Source organism: Lactobacillus kefiranofaciens, assembly GCF_900103655.1.
Lineage (GTDB): Bacteria > Bacillota > Bacilli > Lactobacillales > Lactobacillaceae > Lactobacillus > Lactobacillus kefiranofaciens.
This window is the reverse complement of the sequence record NZ_FMXC01000003.1, coordinates 1-17,439: the sequence shown is the minus strand read 5'-3', so window position 1 is coordinate 17,439 and position 17,439 is coordinate 1. Positions and strand designations below refer to the sequence as shown.

Below are 17,439 nucleotides of genomic sequence, written 5' to 3'. Positions count from 1 at the left end.
TTATGGCTTCAATTTTTATGATTAATTAACGATGCATAAATGATACTACAATTTGATTGATTCCAAATACCAATAGCCAAAATGCTACTAACCAGACCAGACTCAATGCAGCTAAGACTGGATTAAAGATTAAACAAACAGCAATAACTAAACTAATGATATTCAAGATTAAATTAAAAATAAAGTAACCCGTTGAAAAATCACGTAAATGCCATGAAAAAGCAATCCCAACAACTGAATCAACAAAGAACCAAATTGCAAACAAATAAGCGATGGTCAAGCCACCAATATCATATGAACATAAGAATAAGATACCAATAATAATATCTAAAATGCCTGAGATAAGTGCCACCCAGCTACGTGAAAAGAATGCACGAAAACGAGAGTATCCTGCTAGCCAAACTAATCCTTGTACAATTGATACAATCCCAAAAATTAATACAAAAGCATGCAACCCCTTGGCTGGATGTCTAAGAAGCAAGAATGCTACAACTACCATCAAGATTCCTGCAATAAAGGCACCCCAGTCAAAGCCGCGATTGTCTCTTGAACTAGAAAACATATCCATTTACTATTCCTCCTTGTTGCCTATTTTACTCTTATTCAAGAATAATAAAAATACTTGACTCTAGGTCTAATCTTTGGCTTCCTTAGTTAATTTTGTATCGCGTTCTAAAACGGGCTTTAAGTATTGGCCAGTATAGCTTTCTTTAACCTGAGCTACTTCTTCTGGCGTACCGGTTGCTACAATATTGCCGCCGCCTTCACCGCCTTCGGGTCCAAGGTCAATTAGCCAGTCGGCATTTTTAATTACATCTAAATTATGTTCGATAATTAAAACCGTATTTCCTTCATCTACTAACCGCTGCAACACTTCCAACAAACGCTTAATATCATCCGTATGAAGGCCAGTAGTCGGCTCATCTAAAATATAAAAGTTTTTACCAGTTGATAATTTTTGCAATTCTGCAGCTAGCTTCATTCTCTGAGCTTCACCACCGGATAAAGTTGTCGCGGACTGACCCAGCTTTACATAGCCTAAACCAACATCCACAATAGTCTGCAATTTACGTTCAATCTTCGGAATATTTTCAAAGAATTTTCATGCTTCATTGATGGTCATATCCAGAACTTGAGCAATATTCTTTTCTCGATAAGTCACTTCCAGCGTTTCTGAGTTATAGCGCGTCCCATGGCAAACTTCACAAGGTACATAGACATCCGGCAAGAAGTTCATTTCAATTTTAATAATTCCGTCACCGTGACAAGCTTCACAGCGTCCGCCCTTAACGTTAAATGAAAAGCGGGCCTTGGTATAGCCTCGCATTTTAGCTTCATTGGTTTGGGCGAACAAGGTTCTAATATCATCAAATACACTGGTATAAGTTGCAGGGTTGCTCCGAGGAGTTCGTCCAATCGGACTTTGGTCAATATCAATTATTTTTTCAATATTCTTGTAGCCACGAATCGACTTGTATTTACCAGGTTTAGTAGAATTATTATTTAATTTTTGTGCTAAAGCACGCTTCAAAATCATATTCACTAAAGTGGATTTACCAGAGCCAGAAACACCACTCACCACAATGAATTTCCCTAATGGAAAATCAACGTCGATATTCTTTAAATTGTTTTCTTGTGCACCGGTAATTGTAATCTTTTTACCATTGCCCTTGCGTCTAGTTAAAGGAACTGGGACAAACTTTTTGCCAGAAAGATACTGTCCAGTTAAAGACTTAGGATTTTCTTCAATCTCTTTTGGCGTTCCTTGTGCCATCACTTTACCACCGTAAACACCGGCACCTGGGCCCATATCAACCAAATAATCAGCTTGGCGCATTGTTTCATCATCATGTTCTACCACAATTAAAGAATTGCCTAAATCACGCATTCTCTTAAGCGATGCGATCAAACGATCATTATCTCGCTGGTGCAAACCAATTGAAGGTTCATCTAATACATACATAACGCCAGACAAATTGGAACCAATTTGCGTAGCTAAACGAATACGTTGGGCCTCCCCACCAGATAAAGTATTAGCTGAACGAGACAATGTTAAGTAATCAAGACCTACGCTATCTAAGAATGACAAACGATCCCGCACTTCTTTTAAAATTGGTTTTGCAATCATTGTCTCTTGTTCGCTTAACTTAACACCCTTAAAGAAATTCAAGGCCTTGTTAATTGATAAATCTGAAGCTTCTGCAATGCCCTTGCCCATTACCTTAACTGCTAAAGCTTTTTCATTAAGACGTTTGCCATGACAAGTTGAACAGGTTAGTTCTGTCATATATTTACCCATTACATCACGCATAAATTTGGACATTGGTCGTCTGTAGCGTCTTTCAACATTATCCATTACGCCTTCAAATGGCTGCGTAGTATCATTAACGCCAAAATCTCCTGTCACATGAAATTTAACTTTTTTAGTTGAACCATGCAAAATTATGTCTTTTTGTCTTTTAGTAAGCTTGCTAAAGGGTTTATCCATTGGAATCTTTAATGCAGCACAAGCTTGCTCCAGCATTTCAGTATAATAATTGGAATTTTTCCATGGTGCAAGTGCCCCTTCAGCTAAGGTTTTGCTTTTGTCGGGTACAACTAAATCTTCATCAACCGCTAATTTCATCCCTAAACCGTCACAATCGGGACAAGCACCAAATGGAGCATTGAATGAAAATAGTCTTGGTTTCATTTCGCCGACAGTGAAGCCGCACTTTGGGCAGGCATAATATTCTGAAAAATTGAGCATCTTGCCGCTAATGACATCAACATTCATATAGCCATCTGATAAGCGCAATGCTGCTTCAACGGAATCAAATAATCTAGACTTAATGCTTGGCTTAACAATTAAACGATCAACTACGATATCAATTGAATGACGCTTATTCTTTTCCAAAGCAAATTCTTCGCCAATCTCATGCATCTCGCCATCAACAATTACCCGAACATAACCAGCACGTTGAACTCGCTTAAAGACTTCTTTATGTTCACCACGTTTAGCTCTAACTACCGGTGCCAATAATTGAATTTTGCTTCTTTCAGGCAAAGCCATAATTCGATCAACCATTTGATCAACGGATTGACGCTCAATCAAAGTGCCATCATTAGGACAAACTGGATGCCCTACTCTAGCCCAAAGAAGACGCAAATAATCATTAATTTCAGTAACCGTACCCACAGTAGAACGCGGATTATGAGATGTTGTCTTTTGATCAATAGAAATCGCGGGATTTAGACCATCAATAGAATCAACGTCGGGTTTATCCATTTGACCCAAAAACTGTCTAGCATAGCTAGAAAGAGATTGCACATAACGGCGACGTCCTTCAGCATATAAAGTACCAAATGCCAGTGAGCTTTTGCCAGATCCTGACAAACCAGTAATTACGACAAGCTTATCTTTAGGGATCGTTAAATTAATATCTTTTAAATTATGTTCACGAGCACCGCGAATAACAATTTTATCATTTGCCATTAAAAGTCTTTCCCTTTCTAGTCTTAGGTTTTCTTGACGATTGCTGCAAATCCATAATAGCGTCCCGCAAATTGGCGGCCTCTTCAAAGTCTAACTTCTTAGCAGCTTCCTTCATTTGCTCCGTCAGATTCTTAATCATTGTCTTCTTTTGTTTAGCCATCAACTCATCAAAGTTTAAATCAGCAAAACTATCTGATTTTTCATCCTTAGCTTTACTATCTGGCTTAGTAATTGAAATGATATCTTGCACTGGTTTAATAATCGTCTTCGGTGTAATACCATGCTCTTTATTAAACTCTTCCTGAATTTTACGTCTACGCTTAGTTGCCTTAATAGCGGCCTTCATGGAATCCGTAATCGTATCAGCATACATGATTACTTCACCATTGGCGTTACGAGCAGCTCGTCCCATCGTCTGAACAAGCGGCCGGTACGCACGCAGGAATCCTTCTTTATCAGCATCCAGAATGGCAACTAAGGAAACTTCTGGGACATCAATTCCTTCACGCAACAAGTTAATTCCAATCAACACATCAAACCTGCCTAAACGCAAATCACGTAAAATCTGCATTCTTTCTAGCGTCTTAATATCTGAGTGCAAATAGCGGACCTTAATACCTAAATCTTTTAGATAATCGGTTAAGTCTTCCGCCATTTTTTTAGTCAAAGTAGTTACAAAGACACGCTCATTGCGATCGATTCGTTTATTAATTTCACCAACTAAATCATCAATCTGCCCTTCAATCGGCCTTACTTCAATCTTCGGATCAAGCAGCCCAGTCGGCCGAATAATCTGTTCAACCTTATGATCCGTACGCTCCAATTCATAATCACCAGGCGTAGCCGATACATATAAAATCTGATTTACATGTTTTTCAAATTCGGATAGCTTCAATGGTCGGTTATCTAAAGCCGATGGCAAACGAAAACCATAATCAATCAAGGTCTTTTTACGGTTGCAGTCTCCATTGTACATGGCCCGAATTTCAGGCATGGTAGCATGAGACTCATCAATTAAAATCAAAAAATCATCCGGGAAGAAATCTAGCAAGGTATAAGGTGGCTCGCCTGCTTTTCTGCCTTCCATATGACGAGAATAATTTTCGATCCCGTTGGTATAGCCAACTTCGCCCATCATTTCCATATCATAGGTGGTCCGCTGCTTGATTCGTTCAGCTTCCAGCAGTTTGCCTTCACCTTCAAATTTCTTAACCTGCAGCTTCATTTCTTTAGAAATCGCCTTTAAAGCGCGACGCATTTGTTCATCGTTAGTCATAAAGTGCGTAGCTGGGAACAGCGAAATACTTTCTCTTTCTCCGATCACTTCACCAGTTAAAGAGTCAACTTCTACTATCCGATCAATTTCATCACCAAAGAATTCAATCCTATAAGCATGATCAGAATTGCCAGCTGGGAAAATTTCGACAACATCGCCACGAACACGGAAACGACCACGCTGAAAATCAATATCGTTACGGTCATACTGCAAGTTCACTAAATCGCGCAATAGAGTATTACGTTCATATTCTTGCCCTTCATGAATCATCAATACGCTTCTAGCATATTCCTTTGGATCACCCAAACCATAAATGCAAGAAACAGATGCAACGACCACGACATCATTACGTTCCATTAATGCGGAAGTAGTCGCATGTCGCAATTGATCAATTTCATCATTAATGGCTGAATCTTTTTCAATATAAGTATCAGATTGTGGTACATATGCTTCTGGCTGATAGTAATCATAATAAGAGACAAAATATTCTACTGCGTTATGTGGAAAGAAACTCTTAAACTCCCCGTACAACTGTCCCACCAAAGTTTTATTATGAGTAATCACTAAAGTTGGTTTATTTAAGTTGGCGATAATATTAGCCATAGTAAAGGTCTTACCTGTACCCGTAGCACCTTCCAAGATTTGTTCTTTATAACCCTTTTTAAAACCGGCCGTTAATTTATCAATCGCCTGCTGCTGATCACCAGCAGGTTTAAACTTAGATACTAATTCGAATTTGCGATCTTTTTGTCGTTTAATCATGGTAAAAAACTCCTCATGAAAAAAGTTGGACCTGATTGTCCAACTTTTTAATTAGTATTTATATTTTACTACCGCGAACGTGCTTTCGCACGGAATATGCTCATTTATTTAAGTAATTCAGCTAATACAGCTTGATAATCCTTAGCAGCCTTTTCTGCAGTTGCAATATCCTTCTTGTTAACCCCAACATAGGCCTTAATTACAGGTTCAGTACCTGATGGACGAAGAGCAACCCAAGTTTCATCATCTAATAAATACTTCAAAACGTTTGATTCTGGGAAGCCTTCAAGTGGAGTTGCCTTGCCATTTTCAATCGTTTCTTTCTTCAAGAAGTCTTGAATTTTAAGTACCTTGCTGCCACCAATTTCAGTCAAGTGTTCATTGCGAAGCTTGCTCATTAGAGCGGCCATCTTCTTTTGACCACCAATACCAGGCATCTCAATTGCCTTAGTGATTTCATAAGCAACACCGTATTTCTTCCAGATCTCTTGTAAGCCATCAAAGACGGTCATGCCCTTAGAAGCATAGTAGCTAGCGACTTCCGCAAACATCAAAGCCCCTTGCATAGCATCTTTATCACGGGCAAATGGTTTAAACAAATAACCATAGCTTTCTTCAAAGCCCATTAGGAACTTAGCATCCCCAGCCTTCTTCATGCGATCAACTTCTTCACCAATGTACTTGAACCCAGTCAAAACGTGCTTAGTCTTAATGCCAAAGTCTTTAGCAATCTTAAATGGCAAAGCACTTGAAACAACGGAAGTGACAATTTCGTAATCAGGGGTTAATTGACCATTTTCCTTCATATGAGCCAACAAGTAGTATGCCATTAAAGTAGCAATTTGGTTACCAGTTAAAACTTGGAAGTCGCCGTCGCTCTTACGAACAGCAGCACCCATTCTGTCGGCATCAGGGTCAGTAGCAATGATCACATTAGCATTAACCTTATCAGCTAGCTTAAAGCCGGGCTTAAACACATCACGGTATTCAGGATTTGGCTTAATCGTAGTTGGAAATTCTGGGTCAATAATTGATTGACTTGGAACAGGAATTACATTGTCAAAGCCACCTTGTCTAAAGGCACGATCATAAAGCATCTTGCCTGTACCATGAAGTGGGGTATAAATGATCTTCAGCTTGTCGGCATTAGCTTTGACCATCTCTGGGTCAACGGTAACTTCCTTCAATTCATTTAAGTAATCTTCATCAACATCTTCACCAATTAATTGCAATGTGCCGTTTGCACGCAATTCCTTAACTGGCGTAGCCTTAACGTCAAAAATATCAGTTACCTTTTGAGCGTAGCTAAACAAACGATCAGCTGGTTCAGGAGCCATTTGCGCACCATCTTCGCCATATACCTTATAGCCATTATATTGCTTAGCATTATGAGAAGCGGTAATATTGATTCCCGCAAAAGTATGCAAATGACGAACGGCATAAGATAACTCTGGAGTTGGTCTCAAGTCATCAAACAAATAAACGTGAATGCCATGTGCACCAAGTACACGAGCTGCATGTTCAGCAAATTCTCTTGAATGATATCTTGAATCAAATGAAATGGCAACGCCACGCTTTTTAGCTTCTGCACCATTTTCATAAATCAAACGAGCAAGACCTTCAGTTACACGACCAACGGTAAATAAGTTGATTCGGTTAGTACCAGGTTCAAGACGCCCTCTCATACCAGCCGTACCAAAGTTGATGTCTTGACCAAAGGCATCATCAATCCATTTTTCATCTTTACCTAAAGTATCCAATTGATCCTTTAAATAATCTGGTAAATTAGTGGCTTGTTGCCATTGTTCATAAATTTCCTTAGCGTTCATTTTATCCTCTATTCATTCAATAATATGGATTTTTATAGCTGTCTTTTTATTCTATTTCTATTATCTAATAATCATTATAAGACTTATGCTTAATTAATTTAACTCAATTACAGATTAAATTTTTCAAAAAGTCCTTGTCTTGCAGCTAGCTTCTTGCCTAAATCATTTTTAACAATAATCTGACGCACTTGATCTGGTACGGCATAAAAGATGGCCTGACCGAAATTCAACTGATGTTCGCTTTCTGTTTTATTAAACCAAAACAAATTAACCTCTTTAGTATCGTAACGAACTATTGCTGTTAAATTCTGGGTGGTACTGATTATGCCAATTCTACCATCAACTAAAAGTCGATTTTTTCGTCTTCTTCGACACCATAGCTGCGTAATTTGCTCCAATTTTGCACTTTCTCTATTCCAAGGAAAATATGCTCGATTCTGTGGATCTTTACCTCCGCTTAAACCAGCTTCATCCCCATAATAGATGCACGGCACACCCGGAAGCATCATCATAATCGCCAATGCTAAAGCAACCAGATCTTCGTTTTCGCCCAATTCATTCTTAATGCGGGCAGTATCATGGGTACCAATATTGTTTAAACAGTTCTTCAAAAATGCTGCTGGATAGTCTTCGACAATACGTAAATATCGATCAATAATTCGCATTGCTTCTTCGTGATCCTGTGAACGCAAGATTTCTAAAATAAAGTTACGAACAGGATAATTCATCGTACCAGTTAAATTGTCGCCACTTGTATATGTCCTCAGTTCATTATTAACATACTTATGGCTGGCATCTTCCCAGACTTCACCAATTAGAACCTGACAATCCAATGCACTTAATCGTCTTCTAATCTGTCGCAAAAATTCCATGGGCAGTTCATCTGCTATATCTAGACGCCAACCGTCGACTCCTAGGCTAGTCCATTTGACTAATACCCCATCTTCACCATAAATCAGATTTTGATAACCAGGATTTGCTTTATTTACTTTAGGCAAATTAGTGATTCCCCACCATGAATCATATTCTGTGGGGTAATTCGTGAAATAAAACCAAGAATAATACGGACTAGCCTTACTCTTAATTGCCTCTTGAAAATAGTGACTATGATCACCAACATGATTAAAGACGCCATCTAAAATCAAGTACATGCCATTTTTATGCAACGCATGTACTAAACTAATGAAATCAACTTCAGTCCCCAGCATAGGATCAATTTTCATAAAATCATTAGTATCATAACGGTGACTGCTTTCTGCCCAAAAGATAGGATTTAAATAAACAATGGTAACTCCTAATTTCTTTAAGTAAGGAATTTTTTGCTCAATTCCTTTTAGATTACTGCCAAAAAAATCCCAGCGCACAACATGACCTTTTTCATCTTTGACATAGAAAGGAGTATCTTCTTCAGTTGCATAGATAAAACTATTTTTCTTTTTCCCCAGGATTTCGCCATGCGGATTACCATTATTAAAACGGTCCGGAAAGATCTGATAAACAATTCCATCTTGATACCAATCTACTTGTGGAACCTCTTCATCATAGCAAGTTAACTGATATTGCGCTAAATTCTGATTGCTAGTAACCAGCTCGCCTTCACCACCAAGTGCTTCCTGATAATAAGATATTTGATTGCTTTGCTTTATTTCAAAATAATAATGATATAAACCCGATGTACCAATCGTTACCTGTACGTGGTAAGTCTGCTCATCTGTCTTTTTCATTGGATATAGTACAGGTGTTTCTTCAGCCTTAGTGAGCCATAAATTAATATAATCAACCGGTTCATCAATTTTGACTCTCCAAGTCACTGTAGTTCTAGCCTTAATCGCTCCAAAAGGACTCTTATATTCTGTATCCCAAGCGTTATATTTAATCTTCATTAATTAAGCTTCTTCAAGCCCCAAATGTCTTTAGCATAACGGGCAACAGTATTATCTGCGTTAAATTCTTCTGAATGAGCTATATTAACCAAAGCCTTTTGAGTCCAGCTGCGTTGATCATGCCAGTTTTCTTCAATCTTCTTTTGTGCTTGCAAGTAGCTTTCAAAATCAGCTAAAACCAAGAATTCTTCATTTTCTTGTAAGAATGAATCATATAAAACTCTGCCTTCATTAGCTGCCTTACTAAAACTACCATCAATTAAAGCATCAACAGTTTCCTTCATGACTTGATCAGAGTTGTACATATCCCTTGGCTTATAATCATGCTTATTATAATAGTCATAGACTTGATCCTTATTCAAACCAAAGATAAAGATATTATCTTGTCCTACTGCCTTAGCAATATCAACATTAGCACCATCCATTGTCGCTACAGTCAATGCACCGTTAGCCATAAGTTTCATGTTACTAGTCCCACTAGCTTCTTTCGTAGTAGTAGAAATTTGTTCACTGATATCAGCCGCTGGAATGATCTTTTCGGCTAAAGTAACGTCATAATTTTCAAGGAAAATAACCTTCAACTTGCCATGAATGCTTGCATCATTGTTAATGACATTAGCTACTTCGTTGATAACTTTGATGACATCTTTAGCATAAGTATAGCTTGGAGCAGCCTTAGCACCGAAGATAACCACTCTCTTAGGATGATCAATGCCGTTCTTCAAGTCATGGTAAAGCTTAATAATGTGCAACAATTTCAAGGTTTGCCGCTTGTATGCATGAAGTCGCTTGATTTGTACATCGAAGATAGCAGTTGGATCTACAGTAATCCCCGTTGTCTTCTTAATAAATTTAGCTAATTTTTCTTTATTTTCTAACTTAATTTCGTTAATCTGCTTTAAAACTTTAGCATTCTTGTATGAATCTTGCAAAAGCAGCATCTTAGCGGAATCAGTCCGCCAATCTCGCCCAACAGTTTGATCAAGCAATTTAGACAACTTTGGATTGGCAATCTGCAACCATCTGCGCAAAGTAATTCCATTAGTCTTATTGTTAAAGCGTTCTGGATAAAGTTCGTAGAATTCTTTCAATACTTCAGTTTCAAGCAAGTGAGTATGCAAAGGTGCAACGCCATTAACCGAGTGAGAACCAATAATTGCTAAGTGGGCCATTTGCACATTGCCGTTATTAACAATGCGTGTATCATTAATAACGCTTTCTGCAACCTTACCAGTCAAAGAAATGACATAGCGTCGATCGATTTCGGTAATAATCTGCATAATTCTTGGCAATAATTGAGTCATCATATTAATGTCCCATTTTTCCATTGCCTCTGCCATAATCGTATGGTTGGTATAACTTATTACCTGTACGGTAATCTTCCAAGCTTCATCCCAATCAATGTGGTACTCATCTACTAACAGCCGCATTAACTCAGCTACAGCCATAGCTGGATGAGTATCATTAATATGAACTGCAACGTACTTAGGCAAATTATGCATATCATTTTGCTTAAGATCCTTAGTGTAGTAACGCAAAATGCTCTGCAAACCAGCTGAAACAAAGAAGTATTCCTGCTTCAAACGTAATAAACGACCACTATAACTTGAGTCATCTGGATAAAGAATCGAAGTTAAATCCTCTACTTTACGTCGATCATCAATAGTAGGGTAATTAATTTCTTCTGATTCTGGAATTTCAGCATCCCATAAACGCATAGTGTTTACTATTCCAGTATGGTAGCCCACTACAGGGATGTCATATGGAACCGCCTTAATCGAATAACCACCATTATATTCCGGAGTCATCCAATTATCTTTTTGAACTAAGTTAACTTGTCCGCCAAAATGAACTAAGACAGACTTGTTGTCTCGCATAACTTCCCAATGATTATGCTTTTGCAACCAATCATTAGGCAATTCTACTTGATAACCATTTACAAACTTTTGCTTAAACAAGCCATACTTGTAATGAATACCGTTACCGTTGCCTACATAACCTGTCGAAGCTAAAGAATCCATAAAGGCTGCTGCTAAGCGTCCTAGGCCACCATTACCTAGAGCCATATCGGGTTCCTTAGCGGCAATATCGTCAAGATTCAAGCCTAAATCTTTAAGAGCTGATTTAACAGTATCCATCCAACCTAAGTTTAAAAGATTGCTTCGCAAGAGCGTTCCTGGTAAAAACTCAATTGAGAAGTAGTAAACCTGTTTTTTGCCTTCATGTGCTTCTTTAATTCTAGTTTCACGCCAATTTGGTGCATAGCCATCACGCAGAACATTGCTTAAGGCACTATATAGTTCGCCTAAACTAGCATGTTCCACATCAACAGCAAACTGACTATCGAGTTTTTGCTCTAACTCTTTCTTAAATTCTTCTTTTGTAATTTGCATAGATACTTCCTTAATCTACCAATTCTCCGTACATCCATTGGTAATCACTAGCGGATTTATGCCATGAAAAGTCTGACTTCATCGCCGTCCGTTGCATCTTAAACCAAATATCCTTTTCACCATAAGCAGCGAGCATGTTCTTAATTGCTTGGACCATTTGATAACCGCTAAATTCTTTAAAGCCGAAACCAGTCCCTTCATTTTTGGTCTTATCATATACCCAAACCGTATCAGCCAAACCACCAATTTGGTGGACTACTGGTAAAGTACCATAATGCAAAGCAATTAGCTGTGATAATCCACACGGTTCAAATGCGGAAGGCATGAGGAAACTGTCTGCACCAGCATAGATTCTTTGCGCAAGCTTAGTATCAAAAGCTAAAGTCAAACTCATCTTGCCTGGATGACGTTTAGCGATTTCACTTAAAGCATGTTCATAGAATGGATCACCATTACCTAAAATTGCAACTTGTACATTGAATTTCAAAATATTATCAAGCTCATCTACCAATAATTGACAACCTTTTTGGGCTGTTAATCTAGTAACCATCCCAATCAATGGAATATGAGCTGCCCGCTTTAAGCCTAGTTCTTTTTGTAAAGCGATCTTATTTTGCACCTTCTTGCGCAATTTTCTCACATTATAATTAGCTTTAATATCTGGATCAGTTTCTGGATTATAACGCTTGAAGTCAATCCCGTTCAAAATGCCAGTAACCTTGTGTGAGCACATCCGCAAGATACCATCTAAGCCTTGACCAAACTCAGGCGTTTGAATCTCACGTGCATACGATGGACTAACAGTCGTTACTCGATCAGCGTATAAAATACCCGTCTTCATCCAATTAACATCACCGCTTTGACGAACAATGCCGCTATCAAACCAATCATAGCCCATATTGAAGAAACCCGGTAATGTTTTGGCATTATATTTTCCTTGGAATTCTAGGTTATGGATAGTTAGAACTGTCTTAATACCTCGATATGCATCGACAAAGCCCCATTTTTCATGAAGCAAAAATGGAATGAAGGCTGTGTGATAATCATTACAATGCAAAATACTAGGAATAAAATTGAATCGCTCCATCATCATAATGACTGCTTGCTGGAAATAAGCGAATCGCTCGCCATCATCGTAATAACCATAAATTCCTGGACGCTTAAAGTAATACTCATTGTCAATAAAGAAGTATGTTACGCCGTGATGCTTATACGTAAAAATACCACAATATTGATTACGCCAGCCAACTGGTACGATAAAGTTTCCTTGGTATTGCATCTTTTGACGGTATTTATCTGGAATATCTTGGTAAAGCGGCAAAACTACGCCCACATCATCGCCACGTTCAGCTAATTCATTAGGTAATGCTCCTAATACGTCACCCAAGCCACCAGTTTTGACAAATGGTGCACATTCAGCACCTGCAAATAAGATTCTCAAAATTTATCCTCTATTTCTAATCCAATCGTCATTAACATCATCATATTTTCTGATTACAATTGGCTTTTCTAGAGTTCCTTTAATTGTAACGCCTGCTTCAATTGTAACGTCTTTATCCAAAATAGCATACTCAACATGAGCACCCTTTTTGATATTAACGCTCGACATTACAATCGAATTAAGAACCCAACTGTTTTTATCAATTTCTACGCGTCGTGAAATCACACTGTGCTTCACTTCACCGAATACCCGGCAGCCAGTCCCAAAAATGGAATTCTTCACGATTGAGCCGGCTGAATAATAATTTCCTACTTCATTTCTAATTCGAGTAATTACCTTTTGATTGCCTTGAAGCAAAGAAGCAAATTGCTTTTGATCCAGCATATCCATATTGGCATCGAAGTAACTCTTAATATCACGAATATTTCTTAGGTAGCCTGTATATTCATAAGCCGTTGATCTATATTTAGCTGCTAGGGCTGCCAAAAGTTTAGAAATATCTGCAGTTGAATCGCTCATTTGAGCCTTCTCAAGCTGCTTTAAAATCCAGTCGGTGTTTGCAATATAAATATTCAAGCTCAAATTATATTCAAATTGCTTTTGCGTATCCATCATCTGCTGATTAGCCAAAATATTATTGTTATTATCTAGCACAAATACTTGATCATCAAAGGCTAAGCTATCATGCTTTACTTTTTTAAAGACACCAGTAATCTTGTTGCCATTTTCTTGGTGATAATGCAAAACTGATTGCAAATCAAAATTACCAACCATTTTATTGCCAATAAAGACAGCATAAGGGTAACTTGTCGTTTTTAAAAATTCGATGATATCAGCAAAATATGGCTCACCAGAAACTTGTCGCTGAATTATTTTTTGGTAAAAATCAATATATTGATACGAGCCGATCGTATCCAGTCCCCATTCTTTACCGCCACCTAAATGGTCAAAGTATGATCTGACCTTCTCTTGATTGATTAATGCATAAACATTGTTAATTCCGGCATTAACGATGCTTGACAATGGGAAGTCCATTAATCGATACTTACCTGCAAAAGCTAACGTTGATAGCGAGCGCTCATCCGTTAATGGCTTGAGTTCCTTATATTCATGTTGGTTGCTGAAAATGGCACTCATTTTATTATTCTTCATTTTGCAATACCCCTACTCTCTCTGAATTTCCAACTACAGCAATTTTACCCTTTTCATCTTCAACGACTGCGCCAGTACCAATTTCGGCGTTTTCACCGATAATCGCATGCTTAATTACCGCATTTTTACCAATCTTAACTCCAGGCATAATGACGGAATCGATAATCTGTGCACCCTTCTTCACGTCAACATTGGTTGACAAAATCGAGTGCTTAACAGTCCCATCAACGAAACAGCCATCAACTACCATTGAATTATCAATCTCAGCATTGTCAGTAATTACTTGAGGTGGTGCAATTGGGTCTTTAGAATAAATTCTCCATGAACGATCATAGAGATCCAAAGCATTATCAGTATCCAAAAATTCCATGTTGGCTGCCCATAATGAATCGATGGTACCAACATCCTTCCAATAACCCGAAAATGGATAAGCAAAAACACGTTCATCACTCTTTAAGTAGTATGGAATAACATCCTTACCAAAGTCGATCATGTCGTCATTAGTTGAAAAGGCGGTAGTTAAAACTTCACGCAATCTCTTCCAGTTAAAGATATAAATCCCCATAGATGCATGATTGCTTTGTGGATGTTCTGGTTTTTCACAAAATTCTATAATTCGATCACTTACATCAGTATTCATAATGCCGAAACGATGAGCTTCCTTCATCGACACATCAATTACCGCAACAGTTAAAGAAGCATTGTTCTTAATGTGATCTTCCAGCATTAATTCATAATCCATCTTGTAGATATGATCACCTGATAGGATTAATAAATACTCTGGATCTTGACGATCAATAAAATCAATGTTTTGGTAAATCGCATGAGCCGTACCTTGGAACCATTTGCTGCCACGACTATCTGTATACGGCTGCAAAATTGTAGCACTAGAATTCAATCCATCTAATCCCCAGCTAGCACCATTACCAATGTGATTGTTCAAGGTAAGAGGTTGATACTGCGTAATAATACCCACATCATGTACACCGGAATTTACGCAATTACTCAACGTAAAATCGATAATTCGATAACGACCACCAAATGGAACGGCAGGCTTAGCCTGATTCTGTGTTAACTTGCCTAATCTGGTTCCTTTCCCACCAGCTAAAATCATTCCCAGCATTTTATTCTTCATAATTATTACTTCCCTCCTCTTTGACTATGTTTGCGCCGTAGATGTCTCTTAATATTGACCTCTTTAGGTTTCAAGATCAATGCACTAAATCCAGGGACATCAAGTTCAACTTGATATTCCATATTCTTAAACTGCTTCTTTACCGTCGTGCAAATTTGCGCTGCTTGATTCCAATGACCACCAAACTCTACTCGAGCAGTATTCAACACTTCCTTGTACTCACCTGAATATGGCACGCCAATTGCAAACTTCTTTCGCTCTACCGGTGTAAAGTTCAGAATGATAACTAAGAAATCCTTTCTTCGCTTCCCTTGACGAATAAAAGATAGAACTGACTCATCCTTATTATCAGCATCAATTACCTTTAAAGCAGTTTCCTTTTGCTCTAATTGCCATAATGACGGCTCATCCAAATAGAATTGGTTCAAGACACGATCAAATCTTCGCATCTTATTATTCAAAGGATCTTGTAATTCAGACCATTCAAGTCCTTCATTAAAGCGCCATTCCAAGTATTGCCCAAATTCACTCCCCATAAACAAGAGCTTTTTGCCTGGATAGGTCATCAGCATAGTATATAAATTCCGCAATTGAGCAAATTGTTGATCACGCTTGCCCCACATCTTATTCATTAAACTTCGTTTACCATGCACAACTTCATCATGCGATAATGGCAAAACAAAATTTTCACTCATCCGATACATAAACGAAAAGGTGGCTAAATTGAAGTTGAATTTTCTAAATAAAGGATCCATTTCATAGAAACGTAAAACATCATTCATCCACCCCATATTCCATTTAAAATCAAAGCCTAACCCGCCATCTTCAATTCGGCCTGTAATCTTAACTTGAGCTGAACTTTCTTCAGCAATCATCAAATCCTCTGGATGCAAACCCTTCACCGTACGGTTCAGCTTATGCAAAAATTCAATCCCCTCTAAGTTACGATTGCCGCCATACTTATCTGGTTGCCATTGACCAGGCCCGCGATCATAATCGCGGTAAAGCATATTAGATACCGCATCTACACGCAGACCATCTAAATGATAATATTCTAGCCAGAATAATGCGCTTGAAAGCAAAAATGATTGTACTTGCGGCTTACCTAAATCAAAATTAAGTGCGCCCCAGCCTTTATTTTCAGCACGCCATTTTTCTGCAAATTCATAACAAGGCGTACCGTCATAATATGCCAAAGCATCATTATTAATACAAAAATGCCCTGGTACCCAATCGCAAAAAACTCCGATATTATGCTGGTGACAAGCCTCTACGAAGTCTTGCAATTCACTAGGCGTACCATATGTACTACATAATGCAAAATAGCCCGTTGCCTGATACCCCCAAGAAGCATCAAGTGGATGCTCAGTTAATGGCAGAAATTCAATATAATTAAAACCTTGTTTTTGCACATAAGGAATTAATTCTTTTTGTAAATCTTTCAATGTATAAAGTGAACCATCAGCATGTCTCTTCCATGAGCTAGCGTGCACTTCATAAATATTGATTGGCCTAGCAAAATGATTCATCTGCTTGTTTCTGCCAATCCAAGCAGCATCGTGCCAGTGCTTTTCTGGCAAATTCGCTACAACTGCAGCATCCCCCGGACGATGTTCAAATTGCGTTGCCATTGGATCAATCTTCATGACTTCTGTACCATCAGCTTGCTTAACCAAAAATTTATAAAGTTGGCCAATTTGGGGCTGGTCAGTAATGACCGTCCAAATTCCTTGTTCATTTTCTGACATTGGCAAAGTCTTTTGCCAATCATTAAAGTCGCCAACTAACCAAACTTGGCGTGCTTTTGGTGCCCAAACACTGAACCTGAAGTTACGATCTATCTGATGACAACCCAAAATATCCTGTAGCTGAAGCTCAGTACCAGCGCCGAATTTGCGATACCGTTCTTCAAGAATTTCCATAAATACCTCTTCCTTTTAAAATGAATGCGCTTTCCACTTTTAATATACCACTATTATAAGACTTTATTTATAATATAGGCTCTATAATTTTTCCTGTTGATGACTTATCAATATGATAAGCTGTTAACAGGTTTTTTATTGCATAAAAAAGGAGGACATAGTCCCCTGTAA

Annotated in this window: 9 protein-coding genes and 1 pseudogene; all 10 read right to left on the bottom strand. The window is 38.2% G+C overall.

The features are described from left to right. Positions 1-25 precede the first annotated feature (25 nt). The gene (locus BLP58_RS02225; RefSeq protein ID WP_013854443.1) at positions 26-568 is read right to left on the bottom strand and encodes an HdeD family acid-resistance protein; all 543 of its coding nucleotides are present in this window, start codon (positions 566-568) and stop codon (positions 26-28) included. A gap of 66 nt (positions 569-634) precedes the next feature. Then, positions 635-3,475, bottom strand: a pseudogene (gene uvrA / locus BLP58_RS02220) (excinuclease ABC subunit UvrA). Continuing rightward, entirely contained in the window at positions 3,465-5,513 is a 2,049-nt protein-coding gene (uvrB, locus tag BLP58_RS02215) for an excinuclease ABC subunit UvrB (RefSeq protein ID WP_013854444.1), read from the bottom strand. The pseudogene uvrA and the gene uvrB overlap by 11 nt, the downstream one beginning before the upstream one ends. A 104-nt stretch (positions 5,514-5,617) precedes the next feature. Further along, positions 5,618-7,342, bottom strand: coding sequence for a phospho-sugar mutase (locus tag BLP58_RS02210; protein WP_013854445.1), 1,725 nt, complete (start codon positions 7,340-7,342; stop codon positions 5,618-5,620). Positions 7,343-7,449: 107 nt separating this feature from the next. Then, complete coding sequence (locus BLP58_RS02205; RefSeq protein ID WP_013854446.1) at positions 7,450-9,225, bottom strand: glycoside hydrolase family 13 protein; 1,776 nt, start codon at positions 9,223-9,225, stop codon at positions 7,450-7,452. Then, positions 9,225-11,618: a glycogen/starch/alpha-glucan phosphorylase gene (locus BLP58_RS02200; RefSeq protein ID WP_013854447.1), complete on the bottom strand. Its 2,394-nt coding sequence runs from the start codon at positions 11,616-11,618 to the stop codon at positions 9,225-9,227. Before BLP58_RS02200 ends, BLP58_RS02205 begins: the two co-directional genes overlap by 1 nt. A 10-nt stretch (positions 11,619-11,628) precedes the next feature. Next, on the bottom strand, positions 11,629-13,059 hold the full coding sequence (gene glgA / locus BLP58_RS02195; RefSeq protein WP_013854448.1) for a glycogen synthase GlgA: 1,431 nt from the start codon (positions 13,057-13,059) through the stop codon (positions 11,629-11,631). 3 nt (positions 13,060-13,062) lie between these two features. Then, on the bottom strand, positions 13,063-14,211 hold the full coding sequence (glgD, locus tag BLP58_RS02190; protein WP_013854449.1) for a glucose-1-phosphate adenylyltransferase subunit GlgD: 1,149 nt from the start codon (positions 14,209-14,211) through the stop codon (positions 13,063-13,065). Next, the gene (locus BLP58_RS02185) at positions 14,201-15,346 is read right to left on the bottom strand and encodes a glucose-1-phosphate adenylyltransferase (RefSeq protein ID WP_013854450.1); all 1,146 of its coding nucleotides are present in this window, start codon (positions 15,344-15,346) and stop codon (positions 14,201-14,203) included. The genes glgD and BLP58_RS02185 overlap by 11 nt, the downstream gene beginning before the upstream one ends. 5 nt (positions 15,347-15,351) lie before the next feature. Beyond that, positions 15,352-17,268, bottom strand: coding sequence for a 1,4-alpha-glucan branching protein GlgB (glgB, locus tag BLP58_RS02180; protein ID WP_013854451.1), 1,917 nt, complete (start codon positions 17,266-17,268; stop codon positions 15,352-15,354). Positions 17,269-17,439 lie beyond the last annotated feature (171 nt).